Raw genomic sequence first — 25,293 nt, 5'->3', positions numbered from 1 at the left:
ATATTATACCATTATATATATTCAAAAAGTGTCAACCGTGTTTGACACACTTTATGTGATTTTGAAATTAACCTTCAGTATGCACTGAATAGTGGATATTACAGTGTTTTCTCCCACTCTATGATTTCAAAGGATAATTCAATTTTATCTTGACACCTTTTTCTAAAACCTAAGCTCTTCGATTTTTCAAGATATTCAGATATCGATCTAAGGTACAACTCTTCTTGGTCTCTTGGAACCAAGTTAAATGATTTAATTATCCCTCCGCGTAGTTGCTTAACTTTACGGTGTACACTTGATTTACTAACTGCATACTGTTCAGCAATAGCATTAACAGACATTCCATTGATGCTTTGTTCGAGCAGTAACATTCTATCCTCACATGGATAGGACTGAAGTGCTTCGTTGATCTGTGAGCAAATTTGCTCACCCACTCTAATTTCCCATTCTTGAGCATCTTCAAGTATCGCAATACGCATAGAGCGACTAATCCCTGATCCATCACCTTCTGGCATTTTGATGATAGATGATGATTTTTCTACGTAAGATAGATATGCATATCTATCGGGGTTATAAATGACTTCTCCATCAACAACCCCAACTCGTCCGTGTAGAGATAGCAACAAATTAAATATCTTCTTTAAACCTTGTTTGTTTGGAATTAATCCATCTCTTACATCCATCACAATTTCAAATAACGCGTTTTTATCTATAAACTCTCTCATCCTTATTTCCCCCAAATAAAACTGTAAGCAAATATGCAAGTTCAGTTGTTGTTAGTTCATTATCTGTAAGAACTTGATGCATATACATATAGTTAAAGTCTATCACACCAGCAAGCTCTTCTTTGCGCTTGTTAAGTTCAGTAAGTAACAATTGTTGAACAATGACATCAACACTCCCCGATTCATGTTCCACAATTCGATATATCTCAGAACGGCTTAGCTCAACCGATTCTCGATTACCCAGTTTTCTAAGTAGATATCTTTTATTCTTATTTGGCATCTCGCTTCTTACCTCGCGCTTCCTCATAAGCATCCTTAACGTTTTTTGATGATTGAATCAGTGAACGTCCCACAGTGTAGACCATACAATATACAAACACGAATATTCCGATAGCTAAAAGGATTAGTCCTGGTGTTCCTGGTATTAATATGGATAATCCGTAAGCAATAAAAGCAACAACAACTCCAACAGTCGGCACATATAACTTACTGCCCTTTATTTTTTGAAGTATATCTTTAGTTTCGTTGTCGTATTCTTTCTGCAATTTTCATCCCTCCTTTAACAATGTAAGAGAAGACTATGAATACTCCAGCAATTAACAAACAAAGTACCGCAAGCTGAAACACTAAGCCGACAACCAGGTAGAGTAATTCTCCAGCAGTAGATTGTGGTACTTGGTTATTAAATAACGCTCTATATATTGTTGAAGATAGATCCATCACTGTTATAAAACAATTGAATAGAAAGTTTATTACTGACACTACTGTGTCAATGATTAAGTCAAAAATGTTTGGGTTCATAGTCTTTTCCTTTCAGTGAGCAAACTTGCTCAGTTACATTTCAATTTCGTCATTTAATGACAATTGTTCTTCTTTTGCTTTCAATAATTCAACACGACTGCGCTCATCACTGAACTTTTTCTTTGCCCTGGATATGTCTGCACCATTTCTTCCGAAATAGGCAAACATCTCACTGCTTTCATATTCAAATGAGAGTAGCTCTTTGTACTCATAATCATTTTCTTGTAAATTCAACGCTTCTAGATCACGTCTCAATTTTTCCATTGCTTTTGTAATCGACTTTAGTGATTTAGGTTTTTGCACCCTTTCTTGTTTGCTATCTTGAGTTCCGTCAAGTTCACTAACAAGTTCTTCAACGTATGATTCTGAATACTTACCAGTCAGATATTCTTGTATTGTTCGAGCCGATAGACCCCCTAATTGTTTGCTAATCCATTCGGTAGTTCTAACACCCTGCACGTCTTCATCACCGCGCTCGCGCTTCATATCACATAGCGATTTAAAGCCTGTAATCTTTTCGCGCAATGTTTCCGTGTCATCAGGTCTCTGAACGTTATGCAATCGAATTAACATTTCTTCTTCTATCTGGTCTTTAGGTGCATCAATGATGAGACCTGGTAGCGTTTCATAGTTTAACCGCTTAGCAATCGTGAATCGTCTTTCTCCAGCGATCAATCTGTATTGATGATTAGCAACCTTGTATACAACAATCGGATTAATTATTCCATTTTTCTTTACAAGTTCCTCTAATTCATCCAGGTAATTCATGGGCGCTGAGTTTAAAGGGTTTCGTTCAATATCTTCAATCTCGATATTCATGATTTTGGATAATTGATGTTGTTTTGTTGCTTCATTATCCAGTTCATTTAGAATTGTCATATTAGTTCCACTCCTTGTCTAAGTAATCAACTACATTTCTGTAGTCTTGACCGACATTTGCTTTGTTATTGTTGATAATTAGTTCATTTTCAAACGATGCTTTATTGACTGGTTTATCTTGAAAACGAATTTTAGGTACAATTGGTTTAACGATATCGTTGTTAAAGGTATTAAGTACCTGAAGTCTTTCCTTACTTTGATTATTGTTAGTTACCATTGTAAAGAGTGGTCGGATAAGAATGTCCAGATCATAACTTGTTGCGATTCCAATGAGTTGCTGGATAGTCATTATGAGTCCTTTTTCTGCTCCTCGGTCAATCTTAATTGGAGCGATGATTTCATCCGCAATGTTCAGGACGTTTGTACTAAGTACATTTATGATAGGTGGACAATCAATGAAGATATAATCATAATCTCCTCGTATTTTTTTAACCACTCGCTTGAGTCTGTTATGAACTGCAGTATCACCATTACGAATTTCTTTCTCTGCTTTTGCTAGTTCAAGTCGAGATGGGATGATGTGCAAGTTAGGTACCGTTGTTTGATAAGTCTTTGTAAGTTCTGCATCGAAGAGCATTTGGTCGATAAACGTTTCTGAATAGTTATATTTGTTGAGATGCTTTAGGATCTCCTCGAGTTTGTCTGAGTCCATCGAGTTGATTGCTTCAGTTACTTCATTATTTATAAATACTTCTTCTTGTTTGATGTCCAGTAAGATATCTGTAGAGTTCGCTTGTGGGTCAAAATCTATCAATAAAACATTGTATCCTTTGTTCGCAAACCCAGTTGCAATGTTAATGCTGGAAGTTGTTTTTCCAACTCCACCTTTCATGTTTAGTAGTGCGATAACTTTACTCATTATTATTCTCCTTTGTTGTGAGCAAGCTTGCTCACTGATATATTTTCATTCAATTTACTTTCATTTTTTCGATCTAGTCCAATAGCCGAAGAGAAATAGTCAATATGTGCTTGTTTAATCTCTTCATACATTTTTAGTTCATCTTCTGTTGCACATGAACTGCATAATTCATCATCTACCCAATAACAGCCACCCTCACAGGGATGATACCAGTCACATCCACAACGTTTACATTTTTCTATATCGCTCATTTGTACTCCTTTGACTTTAACATTCCAATTTTAACCATTGTTCTAACCAATAAGTCATAGTCTTTATCATAGATGGTTACTTGATATATTGGTGTATATGCAGTCTCTTTACTGATAAGTATTTTTTCTAGTACAGTTACATCCTTTTCGATTTTCTCTAATTCTAATTCGTTAAAAATAAAGCCTTGTTTACTTTTTTTGCGAAACCTACTAAACATATTCATGAGTACGCTCTGCTCGTTTCGTCCTAATTTTTGCAGTTTTACTAACATCACAAAAGCTATAATGCCCAATAATAAGAAGAAAATTATGTTAAGTGATGATAGTGTATTAGAAATATCAGTTACGTCTGGTCTCGTGTAAATCATGGTTGCAAGATTTCTCATTTTACTCCCCTTTGCTGTGAGCAAATTTGCTCACCTCTAATTTGATACTACATTTCTTCGGTTAAGTTCAATTACGATCATCTGGTCGAGTTTAACGAGATGTTTTTCTCGTTCTCGTTGATCCTCTGTAAGTTCAGTATATTCACCATTTATCCAGTTGTTTTCCCATAGCAATTCTCGTTCGTCAAAAACCGCTTCATTTAATGCATCCAACTCCTGTAGGTTTAACTGTTGGAGTTGACTCTGTTTTGTTATTTGATATATGTTCATCAATGATCCTTTTGTATCTATAGAGTTTGTACGTTTCGGTAAATTATGAATCATCCTTAAATGTAGATTAATTAGTACGCTAATGCTGGTTTATATTTTTTTAGAATTGAATTAATCTGGTGTTTGAACTTATCACGTAACTCTCGCAAGTTTGGAATTACCTCTTCATTGGATGCAAACATGATTTTTCGAGTTTCGCCACCTATAGAGGTATATTCCCACTTATTAAATACTTGATTGTATTGTGTGAATAAGTCCTTTAGTGATTTACTTAATGCAGTAGGCGGATTGTCAAAGTCAATGTATCTACGCTCATTCCACGAGTCAGGTTCGTATTGTTTCCAATTATCAATATCATCGCTCATGAGTTCATGTATGACGTACTTAACGAAGTACTGAAGAGAAGCAATTTCTCGATATTTAATATTTTTCCATTCTGCAGCGTTTCTGTTTACATTTATGAACTCTCTATCCTTTTTGGATTGTTTGTCATTTTGGTAGCGTTCAAATTCTAAGTGCTTTCTAGCCACCACTTCACTCATTTCCGGATTCTTCGCTTTAATTGCATTAATATCACTTTCTACAATTGCTAATTCAACGTCATAACTCATTGGTTTAAGTTTGAACTTAAGCATTGGTTCTGTACGTCTTAAGACACAATAGAATACTGCGACAAATGCATCTCTCCAACGTTTAGCTGAAGTCTTCCAATTCTCTGCAAATATCCTTGTCTTTGTTTGACGCCATCCGTTTAACATTTTGGGGTTTCCCTCTTTGTCATACTGAATGTCACCTTGTTTATGTAATAGAACACCACCAAGTGTATTAGCTTTACAACGCTTACCATCTTTTTGCCAGTAATCACTTTCGTATACACGTGCTTCATCTTTGACATATTCACGATCACATATCCATAGGTGAATATAGATATCTGAACCATTTTTTGAAGTAGTTGCAAAATATGGTAAGTTCTCTTCACCGTAACAAACTTGCTTGATGAATTCATGTACAATTTTCACCTGCATATTTAATCCATAGGACTTGCCCAGGTGAATTAAAAAGTATGAACCAAAACGCTTTTGATGTTTCTTATTTGTTTTGTTCTGCTTATACTTTTTACAATTCTTGTTAGTGACATCTGAAGTCTTTAGGTACGACTCAATTAAATCATCAATCACCATTCCATCATGCTTACTTTTCATGAGATAACGCTTATTAGAAGCATGCATTTTCTTTATTTCAGATTTCAAATTTCGTACATTCTCTACTTGATACCAAACATCAAAACCAAAATGAAACCAGTCATTCGATTCAAATTTATGATTTGTGTAACTCATTGATTTCCTCCAGTAAATTAGTTAAAACTTTCTAACAAAAGGTCTTGACTCAGACTTTGTTCGCGACACAATATGCGTTAGCATATTAATAAATAAAATTCCTTGAATTCCTTAAAGTCTTTAAAAGATAAGAACCTTCTTAAAGTATTTATTGACTTAGATAAAATGCTTTCTATAATATAACCACAAGTAAGTAAACTAACTTGTTTTTTTTGTATGTTTAATTTGATTTGCGACAAATAATGTCGTATACTATAAGCGAAAGCAGGTGCTTAAAAAGCGCGTGTTTAAAACTACAATTTGTATCTTCTGTTTATAACAGCAAGATGCTGGTTGTTAGTCTTACTTAGGATTGCCGTCCTTTGTAAGATGTAAAATTGAACTTGCCAGTTCAGGAGCCTTCGGGCTCTTTTTTATTTATACTCACCATATTTATTTAACAATTCACTCATTGAAGTGTTTGTGTTCTTCAGTAACAGGTCAATACTCTTCGTGCTGATCCCGTCTTTGCTGTCGCCCCTAATAATTTTCACTAGCGTTGCCTGGGATACTCCAGAAATTTTGGCGAACTGTCTTTGAGTAAGTTTATTTTTATCTAACTCATCAACTACATATTCACCAATTACACTAATGAGTGGCTTTAATGTCATTTTTATCACCTCCAGAATAACAAAAAAAGACCTAGTAGAATAAATACTAGGTCTTGTTACACATATGATGGTGCCCGAGGACGGACTCGAACCGTCATGAGTTTTACCTCGCTGGATTTTGAGTCCAGTGCGTCTACCGATTTCACCACTCGGGCATTGCTTAACTATAATAATCCAAATGGGCCGATAAATCAATAGAATTTCCAATTAAAGTTAATAAAATTAGCACAATTTAACTTTAGTAGTGAAAAATGCAATTAGACAAATTTGAACAGGCCGAATTCACCATAGTTAACATGCTTTCCCTCGGCAACCAGTTTAATTTTCTGTCCCGTCGTAAAAACTATGGGGCTAATTGTGCTATACCCCTTTTCATTAATGAAATTCAAATCCATCTTCGAAATTAGCTGTCCCTGTTTAACATATTCGCCAATTTCAACCATTGTTTCAAATCCCTTGCCATTTAATGAAACGGTGTCAATTCCCAAGTGAATGATAAACTCTGAACCATCATCACAAATAAAACCTATGGCATGACCTGTAGGAAATAACATATTTACCTCACCATCAACAGGAGCATAGATTTCACCTAAATTAAGATCAATTGCATATCCCTCACCCATAATTTGATTCGCGAATACCTCATCTGGAACATCTTCCAATTTCAAAACTGTACCACTTCCAAAGGAATTAAACTTTAATTTACTGGGCATGATTCTTCCTCCATATAATCTATAATACCACATTCTTAGAACTCGGTGTATTGATATAGAAAAGCCACCAGACAACTCTGATGGCTTTGTGCTTAGTAATTGTTGAGTCCTTCTAACAAGACCACTAAAAATTCATAAGTACGCTCAAATGAGCCAATATCAAGTCTTTCCAAAGGTGTATGAATGTCATACATAATTGGACCAAAGCTAACAATATCTGATCCTGGTAGTTTATCGCTCCAAATTCCCAGTTCCATACCACCATGAGTAGCTTCATGTTTCATTACTTCGCCGCGCAAGTTTCGATAAGCTTCTTCAGTATACTCGCGGAATTTTGATTGTGGATCATACATCCATCCAGGATATTTCGCAGAAAACTCAGACGTCATGCCACATTGTTGACCAATCCAGTCAACTTGTGCAAGTACCGTATCCTTTACAAATGCTTGGGTAGCACGGACTGACATTTGAACTTCATAAGTACTATCAGTTAGGGATACTTTACCGATATTGCTTGATGTAATAACAAGTCCTTCAATATCTTTACTCATTTGAATAACTCCATATGGGAGCATGAACAATGATGTGATCACTGCATGAGATGCATCTGCATCTAGAACTATATCCGTTTTACCTTCAGTTAGGGTAAACGTTAATCCTGCATCACTAGCTGCATATTGCAACTTGAACTCTTGTGTTGATGTTTCATAAAATGCTTTGAACGCTGCGATATCTTCAACAGCAAGTGTAAACGTTGCCTCACGTGTGATGGCATTCATTTTATCGCCACCGGCAAAAGCTACAACACGAACATCCATCAATTGAGCTGCACGATACATCAGTATACCTGCAATTTTGTTAGCATTTCCACGCTCTTTGTCTATCTCGCCACCAGAGTGACCACCGAAAAGACCCGTAATTGCTACAGTTACTGTATTCATCACCTTTTCTTCAAATGTGACATCACGATTTAAAACTGCACGTGCACCACCACAAGATGATACATAAATTTCTGATTCACCCGATGAGTCAAGACCAATCACTAAACGTGATTCAAGCATCGACACATCAATTTTCTCAGCCCCTGTTAATCCTGTTTCTTCTTGAACCGTGAAGACACATTCCAATGCTGGGTGTTTCGCATTCTTATCATCAAGAAGTGCTAACATGTATGCAACCGCAACACCATTATCTGCTCCTAATGTTGTCCCTTTTGCTTTGAGAAAGCCGTCCTCTTCATAAAGTTCTAAACCATCTGTTTCGAAATTGTGAGCACTACTGCTATCTTTTTCTGCAACCATGTCTGTATGACCTTGCAGCATTACGGATGGTGCGTTTTCATAACCAATTGATGCCGGTTTAAAAATAATTACATTCCACATTGCGTCAGTAATAACTTTAAGTCCGCGCTCATTAGCAAAATTTACGAGATAGTCATGCATGCCTTTTTCGTTGAAAGAAGCACGAGGAATAGCGCTTATCGCTTTAAAATAGTTCATAATTGTTGATTCATTCATTATAAGATCCTTCTTTCTAATGTGATTATCATACCATAGAATCAACCTGTGAACCGTATTTAATTTTTATTTCATATCCTTTGAGTATCGGTCCTATATTTGATAGTATTAAGTTAGTATTTGAAATTTCAAGTAATTATAAGGAGGAGGATTACATGAAAAAATTTCTAGAAGAATTTAAAGAATTTGCAATGAAGGGAAATGTTCTCGACATGGCAATTGGGGTTGTTATTGGGGGTGCATTCGGGAAAATTGTTACCTCTTTAGTCAATGATATTATTATGCCTTTAGTTGGAGTTGTCACAGGTGGTGGATCATTTGCGTCATTGAACATACTTTTAAGACCGGATCCAACGAATCCGTTGACATTAAACTACGGTTCATTCATTCAAACAACGATTGATTTCTTAATCATTGCAATGAGTATCTTCGTCGCTATCAAAGCAATTAATAAGTTTTCGAAAAAACAAGAAGCAGAGGTTACTGAAGAAACACCTGCAACGCCAAGCGAAGAAGTCATTCTTCTCCAAGGCATTCTCGATGAATTAAAAGCAAAAAAATAAAGAAGAGAGTTACACAGTTCGTGTAACTCTTTTATTTAGCTTCCATTCGCTCTTTAAGATATGTTTGTCTTTTGGATTCATGATGATTGTCAACGGCTCTTCTAAAAGCATCATATTCACCGACCAAAATCAATGATTTCGATGAACGGGTTGCACCGGTATAATACAAGCGACGTGACAACATTCGATAAAAATCTGATACTGCAACAAGAATTACAATCGGATATTCACTACCCTGTGCTTTATGAACACTCATCGCATATGCATGTGTAATGTTGATAAAATTAGAAGGTTCATATTCGACAAAATTGCCATCAAAATCAACAACCATATATTTGGCATCTACTTCGACTAACGTTCCGATATCGCCATTAAAAACAAAATCATCCGGTTGATTTTTGAGTTGAAGAATTTTATCCCCTTCTCTAAAAATTCGCGTTCCCACCATGTGTTGTGGTTTCGAGATGCTCTCTGGGTTACACATTTTTTGAAGGAAATGATTTAGGTTATCAATCCCCGCAATGCCGTCATACATAGGTGCCAGAACTTGAATATCCTGCAAACTATAACCCTTAGATAATGCCTGATCCACAAGTTTGAGGACAATGTCCTTCACACTTCCATAACGTGCATCAAAGAATTTAACATCACGATGATACGATTCCACTTCAAAAATACCTTGATTCATATTTACCGCAAGATCAATAACTTCAGAACCCGATTCTTGACGATAGTTTCGTTCCAACTCAATCGTTGGAATGGCTTTGGATGCAATCAAGTCACCCAATACAAATCCGCTCCCTACAGATGGTAGCTGATTTTGATCACCGACAAATAGAAACTTTTTAACACGACCACTTGCTTTTAGAAGATTTGAAAACAACCAAATATCAACCATCGAGAATTCATCAACAATTAAGATGTCAGCCTCGAGTGGATTATCCTCATGCATACCAAACTGATTGGATTCTAAATCCCATCGAAGTGCCGAATGAACTGTTGATGCTTGTACATTCGTTAGAGCTTCCATACGTTTCGCTGCACGTCCTGTTGGGGCACACAACGTGATCTGTAACCATGGCATGTTTTTTTGAAGTAACGTCACGATCCCGGATAATAGTGTACTTTTACCAGTTCCCGGACCCCCTGTCAAAATCATCATATTGGATGCCATAAATTCTTTAATAGCATTTAACTGAACGTCATCAAAATCTATTCGCAAATCTTGCGCAACCGCATCGATTTTCTCATCAATATCATCAAGCAGAAATTCATCCGCAGGATAGCTGAATTCTTTCAAAAAATCCGAAACATAAGTCTCGCTTTCGTATTGCGTATAGTGATAAAGACGTGCTTCATCTTCAATGAGTTCTCCATGCTCTATGAGTGCGTCAATCGCAATCTCAGCCCGTTCTAACTCCGATGGTCGAATGCTTTCTATAAGTTGTGAACGCGAAATGAAACTATCACCTTGACCGAATGCGATGGTTTTATAGCGATCAAGCATCAGTGCTTCGATTCTATTCGGATCATCCATATCATATCCTAATGACATCGCTACTTTATCGGCAGTTTTAAATCCTATTCCATCAATATCATAGACCAGTCGATACGGATTACTCTTAATTAGAGGAACAGACTCCTCTCCGTATGCTTTAGTAATTTTAATAATTTGCTTATTTCCGAGTCCATTTGCAATCAAAAAGGCTACGGCATCTTCAATTGGATCTTGATACCTAACTTTTTCCATAATCATCTCAGCTTTACCTTGTGTTATACCTTTGCATTCAATAGTAAAATCAGAACTATTTCTGATATCATCCAAAATCGTTGCACCGTACTTATCTACAAGTGCTTCAGCTGACTTTTGACCAACCCCTGGAAAATTCGGACCACTCAAGTAACGAATGATAAAATCACGATCTTGAGGCATCATCTTCTGATATGCACTAACCGCAAATTGCATGCCAAAGCGCGAATCTTCACGATAAGCACCCGTAAATTCATAGAATGATTCTAGTTCCAAGGCACTAATTGGACCTTTGATTGTTAATGGTTTTTGGTTTGTATTAAAAAGAACAATTCTGAAGATTCCGAATCCAGATTGCTCATTTACAAATATCGCTGAATCTACGACGCCTTTAACCGTTTGCTCCATACTTTCCCTCATCCTATCATTAGTATTATTCCTATATAGCCTATCAAGTTATTCAAAAAATGTATACCAATTGAAGTAAAAATTGTATCTGTTTTTGCAGTATATCTAGCGAGTAGAAATCCCATAACCGTATATTGGATCACGTGTATCGGGAATAGCCAAAAGACATTAACACTTTCACTGGGCATAGCATGGAACAACCCGAATAGCAATGAAGATATGACGATTCCAATACGGTGGGAACTTTCACTCCCTAACTTTTGAAATAATACACCGCGAAATACAATTTCTTCTACCAATGGGGTTACACATACAATTGAAATAAATGCACTTATTGGGGCATGCGCAAGTTTTACAGATACGAATTTTTGATTCATTGCCACTGCGCCACTCCCCCAAAAGAACTGTATTATCCAATTCATTAAGAGATTTACGATGATAAGAATAATAGTCCCCATCACAATTTGCTGGCTTACATAACGCCATCGCAGCTTAAAATCCTTAATTAAAAGTCTAAGTGGTCGACGGATGAGATATAGCATCCCAAAGAAACCGATCAGTAACAATATGATTGTAATTCTTGAATCAAGTGTCTTAGTTTTAAGTATGTCCAAGGACACCCACATTCCTAAAAGTGGATATGCAAATTGCATACCCACAAAGTAATGTGCCAATACACCCAAGGTCTCCTTAAGCGTAAATATGGCATTTTTATTTGATTGATTAAGCGAGACGTGAGTCATACTTAACTTCTTTACCATTTATGTCAAATACTCGATCAATGCGTCCACCACCAAGTACCTCATCACCAAGATAAAATACTGCTTCTTGTCCCAATGTTACAGATTTAACATCTTCTAACATCGTTACTTCAATGCGAGTGTCGTCAAGCCATGAAATACGAACTTTCAAGTCTTTTTGACGGTAACGGAATTTTGCCGTTGCATCCATTGTTTCTTTGGGTTTGTCTGTGAACCAATTCATTTCAGCAATCTCTGCTTTTGAGGCGAAGAGCATCGGATGGTCTGATCCTTTACCAACATAGATTGTATTCGTTGATAGGTCTTTTCCAACAACGAAAAATGGTCCAACTGATGTATTGATATTCAGTCCATGACGTTGCCCAATTGTATAGAACATGACGCCCTGGTGGCGGCCAATTTGCTTGCCTGAATCAACTTCAACAATTGATCCTTCCGAATCTTTAAGATAATTTTTTAAAAAATCACGGTATTCACGTTCACCAATAAAACAGATTCCGGTTGAATCTTTTTTGGTAGCTACTGGTAAATCTAATTCTAGCGCAATTTTACGAACTTCTTCTTTATTAAGCTCACCTAACGGAAACATAACACGTGGTAAAACCTCTGGTTTTACACGACTCAAGAAGTATGTTTGATCTTTATTTTGATCTTCAGCTCTAAACATTTTGCCTTCTTTTGTTACTGCATAGTGACCAGTAGCAAGCATATCAAAGCCATTTTTATCCATGAAATCATAGAATGAGTCAAATTTTACATATCGGTTACAAAGAATATCTGGATTAGGGGTATGTCCTCGTTCTGTTTCTGCTAGAAAGAAGGAAAAGACATTGTCCCAGTATTCTTTGACGTAATCGACGCGAAGCAAGGGTAGACCTAAATGATCAGCAACACGTTTCGCATCAGCATAATCAACTTCCTGTGTACACATATCGTCCATAATTGTTGGGTTTCCCATAATATCATTATTGGCAAACGAATCCCAATTACGCATAAAAGCGCAAGTAACATCGTGTCCTTGCGACTTCAATAAGTGAGCAGCGACTGCGCTATCGACGCCCCCTGATAAACCTACTAATACTTTCATAATACCAACTTTCTATTGCTTATAATTCAGATGCTGTTTCCATAGAAATACGATGCGCCTGTCTCATTTCAGACGGTAAAAATGCATCGATTTCCTCTTCATCATACCCTACCAAGAAAGTTTTTTCATTCATAACGATTGGTCTTTTAAGAATTGAAGGATGTCTTTGTATGAAAACGATTAATTCATTAATTGATAATGCATCAAGATCGATTTGTGATTCTTGCATAACTTTTGAGCGTTTGGAAATAATATCCTCAGTTCCATTTTCACTACGCATCAAAAGATGTTTAATTTCTTTTTCACTCAACATAGATGTGAAAATGTTTTTCTCAATAAACTTGAGATTACGTTCTTTTAGCCATTGTCGCACTTTGCGGCACGACGCACATCCGGGAGATGAGTATAGTACAATCATAAGAGACCTCCTCTTTTACTTATCATTATAACGTGTAAAGCCTTTATTTCATAGTGTTTTTTGCGTTAGATTGGTGTGTGATATTATGTTACAACCAATCCAAACCCATTTTACGTTGGACGTCTTCAAGCGTCTTTTTCGCTGTTGGACGCATTGCCTCTGCGCCTTTTTCGAGTACTTCAGCAAGGTATTCTCCTTGGTTAAATTTCTCATAACCTGTCTGGAGCATTTCCAACTCTGCGACAACCCGATCTGCCACTGCTTTTTTGAATCCGCCATATTGCGAGTCTTTAAATTGCGCTTCTGCTTCAGGAATTGAAATATTTTCTAAAGCTGCATAAATGGTAAGTAAGTTTGACACTCCAGGTTGATTCTCAACATCATACTTCACAACACCAAGTGAATCGGTTACTGCAGACATAATTTTTTTACGTGCTGATTTAAGATTATCACGAAGATAAATAACGCCTTTTTCGCCCTCGGTGTCTGACTTGCTCATCTTTTTCGTTGGGTCTTGAAGTGACATAATTTTGCTTCCAACTTTTGCAATGACAGGTTCTGGAATTACAAAAGTATCGCCAAAGCGATTGTTGAATCGTTCAGCAGTATTACGTGCAAGCTCTACATGTTGCTTTTGATCCTCACCTACTGGTACTAAATCTGCTTGGTGAATCACAATATCCGCGGTCATTAGTGTCGGATATGTATAGAATCCACCACTGAGTGACATTCCTGTATCCTTTTTGTCTTTATATTGAGTCATTCGATTTAATTCACCCATTGGTGTTACACAAGACATAATAAAACCTAATTGTGCAATTTCTTTCACATCACTTTGTAAAAAAATGGTACATTTCTCGGGATCTAATCCGCTTGCTAAATAGAATAACAAAGCATCCTTGAGATTTGTCTCAAGTTCTTGGGGATCAATCGGCATTGTAATACAATGCAAGTTTGCAATAAACACATTGACATCGTACTCTTCCTGAGATTGGACAAAAGGTCTCAAAGCGCCAATATAGTTTCCTAACGTTAATTGTCCAGTGGGTTTAATTCCACTAATCATTCTTTTTTTCATGTTATCCTCCGTAAATATCGGTATCGTAAATTTCTTGAGCACGTGCTTCAGTAATGACGTTCGTTTTAACAAGTCGATTCAGTACGTGACGCTGTCGTGCTTTCGCACCATCATAATTTGTACTAAGTTGATAATGCGACGGCGCTTGCGGAATACCTGCAAGGATTGTTGCTTGAGCATCCGTTAAATCAATTGGATCGACACCAAAATAGCCATGTGTCGCTGCTTCCAGACCATCATAACCATCGCCATAGTAATTCATATTAATATAAATTGCTAGAATTTCTTCTTTACTAAAAGCTTTTAGCATATCACGCGCGACAAAATATTCGGCAACTTTGCGGCGAAGCGTCATTTCATCGCCAAAATAAAAATTCTTTGCAATTTGTTGTGGAATTGTACTGCCACCTTCAACATAACCAAGATTCTGGATATTTCGTATCGTTGCTCGTGAGAGTGCGATGTAATCTAACGTTGTCCAGCGTGTCATAAAGCGTGCATCCTCAGTTGCGATAACACTCGCCTTCAACATTTCAGGTAATTGATCGGCATACACAAAATCATCCTCTGCCATTTCATCCGCAAACATTTGCGCAACAGGACGCTCCGCAATCGCTCGCGTATATTCTTCGTAACCTTGGTATACAATCCATCCTGTAACCGCCGAAACAGCTAAGGCAACCACCAATAAACCTTTAAGTATTTTCTTTTTCATTTTAATGAAAAAACACAGTCGCCTGTGTTTTTTATTGACCCATCGATTTCATAATTTGACGAATCTGCGCTTCTGAAGGCTTACGCCCCATCTGCATATACATTGCACGAATCATTTTTTCGTTGATTGGTGGATTTTCTTTAATTTGTTTTTCAAACATATGTTTTGTTATGAAGAAAGTTGCGATTCCTCCAATAACTGCTCCTAGTAACACCCATCCAATACTGATGAGAGTTGTGTTCGCTTCAAGAATACTTAACATGGTTTCACCATCCTTATTAAACTAATTTATATCTATATTCTATACTGTTTAGTGGGTAAAAACAACCCCAGACTCCCTCTTAAACATAAAAAAACCCAGAAGGTTGATATTGTCCCCTGTTTCTTACAGGTGGGTGTTCTGTCTCTTGGTTTGGGATTCTAACACGTAGCTAGTTTTCACGCTGCCGCAAGTACATCCGAACTCCCTTATATCAAAGTGTCGGAAAAATATTAGTTCCTTCTAGGCATTTATATTATATCACAATTTGACCAAACCACAAGATTTGTAACCGCTATCCATCCGATATCCTACTACTAATCGTTGTGTGCAGAATACATTATTACTGGTCTAAACGCACTTAAATAGCACTTTTAATATAGGATAGAAATACGTTTCATGCTATACTATAAAAGAAACAATTCGAGGTGAACTATGAAATTAAGTAAAAGTTTCTTTTACACCCTACGCGAGGATGTAAAAGACGAAGATTCAACAAGTGGTAACCTACTTGTACGTGCCGGCTTTATCAAAAAAAGCTCTTCAGGTGTGTATATGTATATGCCGTTAGGACTTCGTGTAAAAGATAAAATTGAAACTATCATTCGTGAAGAAATGAATGGCATTGATTCTATGGAAATGACTATGCCCACTCTCATCCCTGAAGATGTCTATATTGCATCTGGCCGTCGGGACATCATTGGTTCAAGTATGTTTACATTGAAAGATCGCTACCAAAAGCCGTTCGTTTTAGGACCGACTCATGAAGAACTCTTTGCTCAAGCAGCACAGATGAAAATTAAATCATATAAAGATATGCCATTTAGTTTATACCAATTCCAAACTAAATTCCGTGATGAAGCCCGTCCTCGTTTTGGACTCATTCGTGTTCGTGAATTTGTGATGAAAGATGCATACACATTCGATGCAACATTGGAAGATGCAAACGACTCCTACGATGCAATGTTTGAAGCTTACAAACGTATTTTTGATCGTGTTGGCTTAGATTATCGTATTGTGCGTGCGGATACTGGAATTATGGGAGGTCTTCTCTCAGAAGAGTTCCAAGCAGTTACTGATATTGGTGAAGATATCCTAGTACTTGGCGAAGATACAGGTTTTGCAAGCAACTTAGAAGTTGCTGAGAACGTATCACGTATCGTAAGTACCGAAGATTTTAAATCTCTTGAAAAAGTACACACACCCAATGCAAAAACAATCGAAGAAGTATCAACCTTTTTAAACCAAGATGTCAAAACGTTCGTTAAAACTCTTATTTACCGTCTTGACGATAAGTTCGTGGCTGTTTGCGTTTTAGGTGATCGTGATGTAAACGAAACAAAACTCTCCAAAATCTATGGCGCAACCGAAGTTGAACTTGCTGACTTTGAAAATGTCCAACGCATTACAAATGCTAATGTTGGATTTGCAGGTCCAATCGGTCTCGATATTGATATTGTTGTTGACAAAGAAATTGAAGGCTTACGTAACTTTACTGTTGGAGCTAACGAAAACGACTTCCACTTCATCAATGCTAACCACTCAGATTTCGAAGCGACACATATTGTAGATGTTTCCAACGTTAAAGAAGGCGATCCAAACCCTGATGGCACTGGTGTCCTCACATTCTCAAAAGGAATTGAAGTAGGAAACACCTTTAAATTAGGAACTAAATACTCAAAAGCAATGAACCTAGAATATCTTGACCAAAACAACAAACTTCAAGATGTATATATGGGTTCTTACGGAATCGGACTGGGTCGTACTTTGGCTGCTATCGTTGAACAAAGTCATGACGACAACGGAATCATTTGGCCAATCAATTTAGCACCATATCATGTCTCAATTGTTGTCATCAACAGCAAGAGTGATGAACATATGGCTTATGCCACTGATCTTTACAACGAGTTAACACAAGCAGGAATTGAGGTTCTTCTTGATGATCGTAACCAACGTCCTGGTGTCAAATTTAATGACATGGAATTGATTGGTATCCCATTACGAATTACTATTGGTCGTGATGTTGAGAACAATCAAGTTGAATTTAAAGAGCGTAATAAAGACGAAGCAATTAAACTTGATCGTGACGAAGTCCTCACTACAATTCAATCATTTTTAAAATAAAATCAAACTGACTACGGTCAGTTTTTTTTGCATATATAAAAAAATAACTCACTAATTTCGTGAGTTATTCTGTTTCTATAGACCCTTGTTTGTAAACATCGCGTGGCTTACTTCCATTTGCAGGTCCAATGATACCATTTTGTTCAAGAGCATCAATAAGGTTTGCTGCACGGTTATAACCAACTTTAAAGCGACGTTGTAGCAAAGACGTTGAAGCACGTTGTTCTTTAACAACAAATTCGTAAGCTTCTTCATACAATGGGTCTTCATTTGATTGAATAAAACCATTATTTCCTTCAACACCATCAAGACGAATAAATGCATCGTCATACTGTGGTTTTGCTTGCATGCTTGCTTTCTCCGCGATCCGACGTACTTCATCATCACTTACATAAACACCTTGAACTCGTACAGGGTTAGGCTCTCCCATAGGAATGTATAACATATCCCCATAACCTAATAGTTTCTCGGCACCTACTGTATCAAGAATAGTTCTCGAATCGATCGAACTTGAAACCGCAAATGCAATGCGTGACGGAATATTTGCTTTAATAACTCCAGTTACAACATCCACTGATGGTCTTTGCGTTGCAACGATGAGATGGATTCCAGCAGCACGTGCAAGTTGTGTAATTCGTTGAATACTGGTTTCAACATCTTTTCCAGCAACTGCCATTAAATCTGCCAACTCATCGATAATAACAACAATCCAAGGCATGAATGGTCGATTTTCTTCTGGGTGTAATTTTACCTTCTCGTTGTAAGATCCAATATTACGGACACCCACTTTAGAGAATGTATCATAACGTTCTTCCATTTCATCAACGATAACCTTTAAAGCCATCGATGCTTGCATTGGGTCTGAAATAACGGGTCCAATTAAATGTGGAATATCCATGTAGGGTGTAAACTCCACTTTTTTAGGATCCACTAACAGCAGCTTAAGCTCATCTGGTTTTTTATTGAGAATTATTGACGTAATGATAGAGTTCATACATACAGACTTACCGCTACCCGTTGCTCCAGCAACCAAAAGGTGTGGCATTTTATTCAGGGCAACAGTAATCGGTTTCCCCATTAAATCTTTCCCTAGAGCAACGTTGATGTTGTCTTTATCCGCAAAATTAGGTGATTGGTTAATAACTTCCTTCATTTTAACTGGAATCATTTCAACATTTGGAATTTCAATTCCAACTGCACTCTTTCCGGGAATTGGCGCTTCAATGCGTAAGGTTTTGACAGCAAGTTCCATCATCAAATTATCTTGGATTGATGAAATCTTAGATATTTTCACATTGCTATCTGGTTTGAGTTCAAATTTTGTAACTGCGGGTCCGATATGAATATCGATAAGCGTCGCTTCTATACCAAACTGTTTCAGTACATTGATTAAGCGGTCAGCTTTATTTTTTGCACTCGTTGCATTTGCGTTAGAGCGATTATTCGCTTTTGCCGTTTCAAGCAACGTGACCGGCGGCACTCGATAATTGTCATAGTTTAAGGGTCTCTGATCACTATCATTTTTAACATTTTCACGTAATGTAGTTGCATCAGAAGACGGTAATGTTACAGAATCGACAATTTCACGTGTCTCTGAAGTAGATGCATCTAATACCTTTACAGAATCTTCGTTACCGATCGGTTCATGCTGCATGTCATCATCCAACGTTACAAACAATGAACTTCCGGTATGTTGACTTGGCTGTTGGCTTGAAGCATCATCTAACGACATGAATCCAGCTCGAACATCTGGTTCATCATAATTCTTCGCAATCATATCTTCAACGGTTGCCGCGCTTTTAGCTTCTTTTTCAAGTTGCTTTGCTTCGCGTTTTTCTTTACGACGCCCAAAGAATGAACTTGTTTTTTCTGTCCCTTTGCTTGCCGTATCCACAATTTGTTGCGGTGAAAAGAGTAACGCTAACGCTGAAATTGAAAAGACAAAGATAATTACAATGACACCTTCTCGGGCAACGAGAAATGATAAACCGCCATATAAGATTGCACCAATAATCCCACCATATGCAGGTTGATTATAATTCATAAAAATCTTGGGAACACTCGTAAAGTAATCCACAATTATTGGCCATCCAACCAAATCTTGATTGAAGGATAATGATACGGTTAATATCAAAGATACCATTAATAAACTAATCCCTAACCAGAAGCTTATGGATCGGGAAAACTGTTTTGGTTTCACCATCGCAACGAATGCAATTCCAGTAATGAGAATGTAGTATGGGAACGTATATTGCCCTACGACGACGCGCATGGTGTTATCGATGATTTCACCAACTATTCCATATCGGAAATATCCGATAACCGAGAATCCGATTGTCGCGATCGATACGAGAAAGCGAATCAATTCATTTTGTCTCGCTATACTTGCTTTTGTTTTTCTTTTTTTCTTAGCCGCCACAATGGTCCCCCTTTTTAAACGTTAATTTCAATAATGACTGGAAGAATCATTGGTCGTTTTCCAGTTTGTTTAAAGATATATTTTGCGATTAAATCACGTGCTTCGTTACGGGCATCGACATTGGTGTAACGTCGTTCTTCTTTAAATTTCGCAATGGTATTTTCAAGAATAGTTCCAACTTCGCTCATAACATTGTCAGCATCTTTAAGGTAGATAACACCGCGTGATTGAATGTCTGGACCTCCAAGAACTTCTTTTGTTTTATTGTTGATGACTACACCTACAATGATTGTTCCATCGGTCGCAAGAATTTGACGATCGCGAAGAACAAGGCCCGATGTATCTAAATGGTCTTTACCATCAATAAGCACATCTTCAAGTTTGATTACTTCTTTGGTTGATTTTAAACGACCTTCTTCAAAAGTAGCGACTTGACCATTATCAAGAATCACAATATTTCCAGCGCTGATGCCCATTTCTACCGCAATACTTGCGTTCGCAACTAAATGTTGATACTCACCTTTTACAGGTACGAAATATTTCGGTTTCAATAATGAAATCATCATTTTGATATCTTCAACAGATGCATGCATTGCAAGTACTTCTTTGTAACTCATTGTTGTAACTTGAACGCCATCTTTATAGAGTTCATTAATCATCAATCCTGCTTCTTGTTCAGTTCCAGGAATTTCTGGTGATGCGACGATGACACTATCTGTATCACGGATTTCAATTTTTAAATCTTCTCCCATCGCAATTTTCGCCATTTTACGGAATACATTTGGACCGACATCTGACACGATAATCACAACATTTTCGTCAGTATTGTCGAATTCTTTAGTATCAATTTCAATATTTTCTGGCATTTTATAGTAATTTAGTTTTTCAATATGTGTAATCAATCGTCTTTGAGCATCACCGTAAATAAACACTTTACGGCCAAATTTTTGAGCCATTTCAATTGTTTCAATGAAACGGAAAATATTTTGTTCATACAACGTTACAATGATACGGTTATCGGTATTTTCAAATACACGTTCTAAACGTCGGCTAGTACGATGATGTGGGGATGTAAATCCTTCATGTTTTGCATATCCTGATTCGGCAGCAAGTAAGAAAACACCTTTTTTCCCAATATCTGATATATTTGCAAGTTCAGTCGTAAATCCTTTATTTTGAATATTGAAGTCAATAATGAATTCACTTGCAAACACGATATACCCTTGATCAGAAGCAATGGCTAATCCAAATGAATCTGGAATTGAATGGGTAACACCAAATGAAATCATTTGACGGCTTCCAACTTTAAATTTGCTATCGCGTTTAATTCTGAAAATTTTAACGTTTTTAACTTTACGCGCACGTAAATCGTCTTCGATGATATTCGCAACCAAAGGGGTTGTATATACTGGTGCTTTTACTTCTTTTAGTAAGTATGGTAATGCACCTACCACATCGTCATGACCGTGCGTAATGAAAATAGCACGAACACGGTTCTTGTTCTTTTTAATATAGGATAAATCAGGAATTACTTCTTCAACTCCTAATTGATCACTTTTTGGATATTTCAATCCTGCGTCGACAATATACATGTCGTCATTTATCTCAACGATATTTAGGTTTTTTCCTTCTTCGTCAAGTCCTCCTAGTGCGAGGAATTTAATTTTGTCCATAAAAAAAATCTCCTTTTTAAACATTCTTATGTATTAAGTGTGAATTCGTTATTTCTATTATACACTACTAACGGCTTAAGTTCATTAAAAAATACCCGACACGAACGGGTATTTTACTTTTTTTATCTTAATAAGATATGATTTCAAGAGTTTCTTTTTCAGTATCAATTTCTACAACAGCACCAATAGGGAGTGTAAACATGGGATGTGTATGACTACAGTCAACACCATCAATCACCGGAATATTGGGAAGGTTTCCGATGACTTCACAAAGGATATCAATTGGCTTCCGTCCAGTTCCTTGATCATCAAACAGTTCATGCTTTCCGTACATTAAACCACCAATACGCTCAAATACACCGGCGTTTTTTAATAGCGCAAATGAACGTTCAACGGTCATGGCATCTTTCATGGAATCCTCAATCAACAATATATCCCCCTGTTTAATCTCTGGCATATATTGAGTTCCGAAAATCCCTTGCATGGTGTTTAAATTCCCAGCTATAAGACGTCCACGGGCATTCCCTGAATTAATAATCGTCCATGAATTATTGTTTTCTATTTTTTGATTATAAGGAAGATGCCAGGGCTTTCGCTCTTCGGTCCACACTTCGGGTTTAACCAACGCAATGGGTAACTCACTATTCATCAAGACTTGTTCAAAATAATGATATGTTAATCCCTTAAATGGCTCTACCTCGCCAAAAGAAGGAACGACTGCCGGACCGTAAAATGTAGGGATTCCCGTTTGCGTATACATTGCAAACAAAACGGCCGTTACATCGGAATACCCAATAATTATCTTCGGATCAGCACGAAAGGCATCGTAATCAATATACGGAAGCATGGCGTTAGAATTAAAACCGCCAATCGTCGACATGATACAGCGAACTTCTGGATCTCTTAAAAGCGCATTAAATTCAGCAGCACGCTCTTGTATCGTGCCAGAGCGGTAGAAATCCTGTTTTCCTGTCAATTTACCTTCTTTGATTTTAAACCCCTTAGAACGCAGATACTGTTTTGCAGTTTCATAACGTGTTGGAACGGTTGCTGTGATTGGCGAAGATGGCGAGAAAAATCCAATGGTGTCGCCAGGATTTAGTGTAAATCGTTGATTATATTGCATTAGTATACCTCCGTTTTTCTTATTATACGTAATTTATCATCGAACACCAATATAAAAAGCATCCGAAGATGCTTAAATGGCAATGCGTTGAATTGATTTTGATTCCATGGTTATATCATCGATATCAATGACAACCGCATTCAAGAATGAATCGCCGCTTGCAACAGTATAACGGGTTTTTTCACCCAGAATAACATTGTGGTAGAGTTCTTCAACATCACGACCAATAATGCTATCACGAGCACCACACATACCGACGTCTGTTATATAAGCTACACGACCAATCAAACGTTCATCGGCTGTTTGAACATGCGTGTGAGTCCCAACACAAGCGTTGATATCTTCACTATATACATTTGCAAAAAGCATTTTTTCACTTGTTGACTCTGCATGAAAATCGACAAAATAATAATCAGCTTTAACGTTTTCAAGAACATCGTCCATAAAAGGATACGGACTTCCACCAACACGATTCATGAATGCTTCTCCATAGAGATTAATAACACAAATCCGTTTTTCTTTTACTGTATATACTTTGTAGTAGTTTCCAAAATCAACTGGATCTATATTCGCAGGAACTAGCAGTTCTGGACAGGACTCATAATCATCAAAAATTTCACGTTTCGCAAACGTATGATTTCCCATTGTAATACACTCAATACCTGCATTGATGAGTTGATTATAAATTTTCTTTGTAATCCCCTTACCATGTGCACTGTTTTCACCATTCGCGATTGTGAAATCAATACTGTATTGCTGTTTTAACATAGGTAAGTGGTCAACAACAATTTGTCGACCACTTGCTCCTACAATATCTCCGACAAACAAGATACGCATTATTTTGCAAGCTCCAAGGCACGGAGTTCGCGAATAACCGTTACTTTAATTTGTCCAGGGTATGTTAGATTTTCTTCGATTGACTCACGAATTTCGCGTGCCATCTTAACAGTTCCAAGATCATCAACTTCTTCTGGTACTACTAGTACACGAAGTTCACGACCTGCTTGAATTGCGAATGAACGTTGAACACCTTCATGCGTTGAAGCAATTGCTTCAAGATCTTCGAGTCGTTGAATATAACTTTCAAATGATTCGAATCGTGCTCCTGGTCGTGCTGCACTTAATGTGTCAGCGGCTGCTACAAGAACAGAGATTGCGCTCGTTGCATCGACATCACCGTGGTGAGATGCAATTGCATTCACAACGATTGGGTGTTCGTTATATTTCTTCGCAAGTCTTACACCAAGCTCAACGTGGGATCCTTCCATTTCAAAATCGAGACCTTTCCCGATGTCATGGAGTAAACCAGCACGCTTCGCAAGTTTTTGGTTAAGTCCTAACTCCGCCGCCATCATGCCGGCTAAATTAGCAACCTCAATACTATGTGCAAGTGCATTTTGACCGTATGAATAACGGTATTTGAGACGTCCTAAGACATTCACAATTTCTTTATCCATTTTACTAATACCAAGTTCAAAGAGTGTATCTTGACCTGTTTTTGAAATAATTGTATTCAGTTCTTTACGTGCTTTATCAACCGCTTCTTCAATGCGGCCTGGTTGAATACGACCATCACTGAGAAGTGTTTCAAGAGCCATTCGCGCAACTTCACGGCGAATTGGATCAAAACATGATAGTGTAATAACTTCTGGTGTATCATCAATCAGTAAATCAACACCTGTAGCGTTTTCAAAGGCACGAATATTTCGACCTTCACGACCTATAATACGGCCTTTCATTTCTTCGTTTGGTAATGTAATTGTTGTAGAAGTACGTTGGGTTGTTTCTTCTTGTGCATAGCGTGAAATAGCAAGAGATATAATATTACGTGCGATGTCATCAGCTCGTGAACGAGCTTCCTCTTCTTGATCACGGATATATGACAATACTTCATGTTCCATTTGTTTTTCTACAATTTCAAATAATTCTGTTTTAGCTTCTGAAGCAGGCATCGATGCGACGCGCTCAAGCTCTCTAAGTTGTACTTCCGTACGTTCATTTAATGCTTCTTCCATCTTGTCCAATTTGGCAGATTTAGATTCTAAATCGCGTTTCATATCAAGTAGCTCATTATCACGAGTGACAATATTCTTGTCGCGCATATTTAAATTTTCGTCACGACGTTCGAGACGACTTTCAAATTCTTGTAATTCTTGTCGTAATTTTTGCGCTTCTCGTTCAGCATTTAATTTAACTTCATAGGCATTCGTCTTCGCTTCTAAATGTGCTTGACGAGTTAATGTTTCTGCTCTTTCTTTTGCGTCATTGATAATTGAATTCGCTTCTTTTTTAGAGCGACTAATTCCTAATTTGTTGATGACGACCATCGCAATCCCCATAACAACAAATACAATCAAACCGGTAATGATGGAGAATAATGTTACATTGTCCATTATTTGCCCCTACCTTCTTTAAAATAATTAAATTGTTAGATAACTAACATATATATAATACTTTATTTTGGAGCGTTTCACAACTAGAAATCAAACCACCCATACTGAATTGGCTCGTCTTTCACAGTTTC

At 37.2% G+C, this 25,293-nt stretch carries 26 protein-coding genes, 1 tRNA gene and 1 other RNA gene; 2 read left to right on the top strand and 26 right to left on the bottom strand.

All coding sequences use genetic code 11. The features are described 5' to 3' along the window. Positions 1–98: 98 nt before the first annotated feature. The 13 genes from GVV20_RS04800 to pepD form a co-directional block, all read right to left on the bottom strand. Complete coding sequence (locus GVV20_RS04800) at positions 99–725, bottom strand: hypothetical protein (protein WP_159741119.1); 627 nt, start codon at positions 723–725, stop codon at positions 99–101. Continuing rightward, positions 706–1,005: a hypothetical protein gene (locus GVV20_RS04795; protein WP_159741120.1), complete on the bottom strand. Its 300-nt coding sequence runs from the start codon at positions 1,003–1,005 to the stop codon at positions 706–708. Before GVV20_RS04795 ends, GVV20_RS04800 begins: the two co-directional genes overlap by 20 nt. Beyond that, on the bottom strand, positions 995–1,270 hold the full coding sequence (locus tag GVV20_RS04790) for a hypothetical protein (protein WP_159741121.1): 276 nt from the start codon (positions 1,268–1,270) through the stop codon (positions 995–997). The genes GVV20_RS04795 and GVV20_RS04790 overlap by 11 nt, the downstream gene beginning before the upstream one ends. Before the next feature lie 289 nt (positions 1,271–1,559). Further along, the gene (locus tag GVV20_RS04785) at positions 1,560–2,405 is read right to left on the bottom strand and encodes a ParB/RepB/Spo0J family partition protein (protein ID WP_159741122.1); all 846 of its coding nucleotides are present in this window, start codon (positions 2,403–2,405) and stop codon (positions 1,560–1,562) included. A gap of 1 nt (position 2,406) precedes the next feature. Further along, positions 2,407–3,264 carry a ParA family protein gene (locus tag GVV20_RS04780; RefSeq protein ID WP_159741123.1) on the bottom strand — a complete coding sequence of 286 codons (858 nt, stop codon included), beginning with the start codon at positions 3,262–3,264 and terminating at the stop codon, positions 2,407–2,409. A 2-nt stretch (positions 3,265–3,266) separates the two neighbouring features. Beyond that, positions 3,267–3,515, bottom strand: a complete 249-nt coding sequence (locus tag GVV20_RS04775; RefSeq protein WP_159741124.1) for a hypothetical protein — start codon at positions 3,513–3,515, stop codon at positions 3,267–3,269. Then, a complete protein-coding gene (locus GVV20_RS04770; RefSeq protein WP_159741125.1) occupies positions 3,512–3,901 on the bottom strand; it encodes a hypothetical protein in 390 nt (129 codons plus the stop codon). Before GVV20_RS04770 ends, GVV20_RS04775 begins: the two co-directional genes overlap by 4 nt. A gap of 36 nt (positions 3,902–3,937) precedes the next feature. Further along, positions 3,938–4,171 carry a hypothetical protein gene (locus tag GVV20_RS04765; RefSeq protein WP_159741126.1) on the bottom strand — a complete coding sequence of 78 codons (234 nt, stop codon included), beginning with the start codon at positions 4,169–4,171 and terminating at the stop codon, positions 3,938–3,940. A 71-nt stretch (positions 4,172–4,242) separates the two neighbouring features. Continuing rightward, a complete protein-coding gene (locus GVV20_RS04760) occupies positions 4,243–5,508 on the bottom strand; it encodes a hypothetical protein (RefSeq protein WP_159741127.1) in 1,266 nt (421 codons plus the stop codon). Between the two features lie 413 nt (positions 5,509–5,921). Then, the gene (locus GVV20_RS04755) at positions 5,922–6,158 is read right to left on the bottom strand and encodes a helix-turn-helix domain-containing protein (protein ID WP_159741128.1); all 237 of its coding nucleotides are present in this window, start codon (positions 6,156–6,158) and stop codon (positions 5,922–5,924) included. A gap of 68 nt (positions 6,159–6,226) precedes the next feature. Continuing rightward, positions 6,227–6,313, bottom strand: a tRNA-Leu gene (locus GVV20_RS04750). 102 nt (positions 6,314–6,415) lie between these two features. Then, a complete protein-coding gene (locus tag GVV20_RS04745; RefSeq protein WP_159741129.1) occupies positions 6,416–6,871 on the bottom strand; it encodes a PTS sugar transporter subunit IIA in 456 nt (151 codons plus the stop codon). A gap of 92 nt (positions 6,872–6,963) precedes the next feature. Beyond that, positions 6,964–8,388, bottom strand: coding sequence for a beta-Ala-His dipeptidase (pepD, locus tag GVV20_RS04740; protein WP_159741130.1), 1,425 nt, complete (start codon positions 8,386–8,388; stop codon positions 6,964–6,966). 155 nt (positions 8,389–8,543) lie between these two features. On the opposite strand from pepD, the gene mscL reads away from it, so the two are divergent. After that, positions 8,544–8,951 carry a large-conductance mechanosensitive channel protein MscL gene (gene mscL, locus GVV20_RS04735; protein ID WP_159741131.1) on the top strand — a complete coding sequence of 136 codons (408 nt, stop codon included), beginning with the start codon at positions 8,544–8,546 and terminating at the stop codon, positions 8,949–8,951. A gap of 31 nt (positions 8,952–8,982) precedes the next feature. Here mscL and recD2 read toward each other — a convergent pair whose 3' ends face one another. The 8 genes from recD2 to ssrS all read right to left on the bottom strand — a co-directional run bounded on the left by recD2 (position 8,983) and on the right by ssrS (position 15,680). Beyond that, positions 8,983–11,109 (bottom strand): SF1B family DNA helicase RecD2, encoded by a 2,127-nt coding sequence (gene recD2 / locus GVV20_RS04730; RefSeq protein ID WP_159741132.1) that lies wholly within the window; start codon positions 11,107–11,109, stop codon positions 8,983–8,985. Between the two features lie 8 nt (positions 11,110–11,117). Continuing rightward, a complete protein-coding gene (locus tag GVV20_RS04725; RefSeq protein WP_159812647.1) occupies positions 11,118–11,852 on the bottom strand; it encodes a CPBP family intramembrane glutamic endopeptidase in 735 nt (244 codons plus the stop codon). Continuing rightward, the gene (mnmA, locus tag GVV20_RS04720; protein WP_159812649.1) at positions 11,833–12,957 is read right to left on the bottom strand and encodes a tRNA 2-thiouridine(34) synthase MnmA; all 1,125 of its coding nucleotides are present in this window, start codon (positions 12,955–12,957) and stop codon (positions 11,833–11,835) included. Before mnmA ends, GVV20_RS04725 begins: the two co-directional genes overlap by 20 nt. 19 nt (positions 12,958–12,976) lie before the next feature. Next, the gene (gene spx, locus GVV20_RS04715) at positions 12,977–13,375 is read right to left on the bottom strand and encodes a transcriptional regulator Spx (RefSeq protein WP_159648300.1); all 399 of its coding nucleotides are present in this window, start codon (positions 13,373–13,375) and stop codon (positions 12,977–12,979) included. Positions 13,376–13,463: 88 nt separating this feature from the next. Continuing rightward, on the bottom strand, positions 13,464–14,453 hold the full coding sequence (gene trpS, locus GVV20_RS04710; RefSeq protein ID WP_159741704.1) for a tryptophan--tRNA ligase: 990 nt from the start codon (positions 14,451–14,453) through the stop codon (positions 13,464–13,466). Position 14,454: 1 nt separating this feature from the next. Then, positions 14,455–15,168 carry a biosynthetic peptidoglycan transglycosylase gene (locus tag GVV20_RS04705; RefSeq protein ID WP_159741705.1) on the bottom strand — a complete coding sequence of 238 codons (714 nt, stop codon included), beginning with the start codon at positions 15,166–15,168 and terminating at the stop codon, positions 14,455–14,457. A gap of 31 nt (positions 15,169–15,199) precedes the next feature. Beyond that, positions 15,200–15,430 (bottom strand): YneF family protein, encoded by a 231-nt coding sequence (locus tag GVV20_RS04700; protein WP_159646894.1) that lies wholly within the window; start codon positions 15,428–15,430, stop codon positions 15,200–15,202. A gap of 88 nt (positions 15,431–15,518) precedes the next feature. Further along, positions 15,519–15,680: non-coding RNA, 6S RNA (gene ssrS, locus GVV20_RS04695), on the bottom strand. Between the two features lie 182 nt (positions 15,681–15,862). Here ssrS and GVV20_RS04690 point away from each other — a divergent pair. Further along, the gene (locus GVV20_RS04690; RefSeq protein WP_159741483.1) at positions 15,863–17,551 is read left to right on the top strand and encodes a proline--tRNA ligase; all 1,689 of its coding nucleotides are present in this window, start codon (positions 15,863–15,865) and stop codon (positions 17,549–17,551) included. Positions 17,552–17,615: 64 nt separating this feature from the next. Here GVV20_RS04690 and GVV20_RS04685 read toward each other — a convergent pair whose 3' ends face one another. The 5 genes from GVV20_RS04685 to rny form a co-directional block, all read right to left on the bottom strand. Next, the gene (locus GVV20_RS04685; RefSeq protein ID WP_159741484.1) at positions 17,616–19,970 is read right to left on the bottom strand and encodes a DNA translocase FtsK; all 2,355 of its coding nucleotides are present in this window, start codon (positions 19,968–19,970) and stop codon (positions 17,616–17,618) included. A gap of 14 nt (positions 19,971–19,984) precedes the next feature. Beyond that, a complete protein-coding gene (locus GVV20_RS04680) occupies positions 19,985–21,643 on the bottom strand; it encodes a ribonuclease J (RefSeq protein WP_159741485.1) in 1,659 nt (552 codons plus the stop codon). Positions 21,644–21,770: 127 nt separating this feature from the next. Continuing rightward, positions 21,771–22,769, bottom strand: a complete 999-nt coding sequence (locus tag GVV20_RS04675; protein ID WP_159741486.1) for a S66 family peptidase — start codon at positions 22,767–22,769, stop codon at positions 21,771–21,773. 72 nt (positions 22,770–22,841) lie between these two features. After that, positions 22,842–23,606 (bottom strand): TIGR00282 family metallophosphoesterase, encoded by a 765-nt coding sequence (locus GVV20_RS04670; RefSeq protein ID WP_159741487.1) that lies wholly within the window; start codon positions 23,604–23,606, stop codon positions 22,842–22,844. After that, entirely contained in the window at positions 23,606–25,162 is a 1,557-nt protein-coding gene (gene rny, locus GVV20_RS04665; protein WP_159639015.1) for a ribonuclease Y, read from the bottom strand. Before rny ends, GVV20_RS04670 begins: the two co-directional genes overlap by 1 nt. Positions 25,163–25,293: the final 131 nt, after the last annotated feature.

Origin of the sequence: Erysipelothrix aquatica (assembly GCF_009828775.2) — a bacterium.
Classification (GTDB): Bacteria; Bacillota_I; Bacilli_A; order Erysipelotrichales; family Erysipelotrichaceae; genus Erysipelothrix; species Erysipelothrix aquatica.
This window is presented reverse-complemented; position numbering and strand designations above follow the sequence as displayed.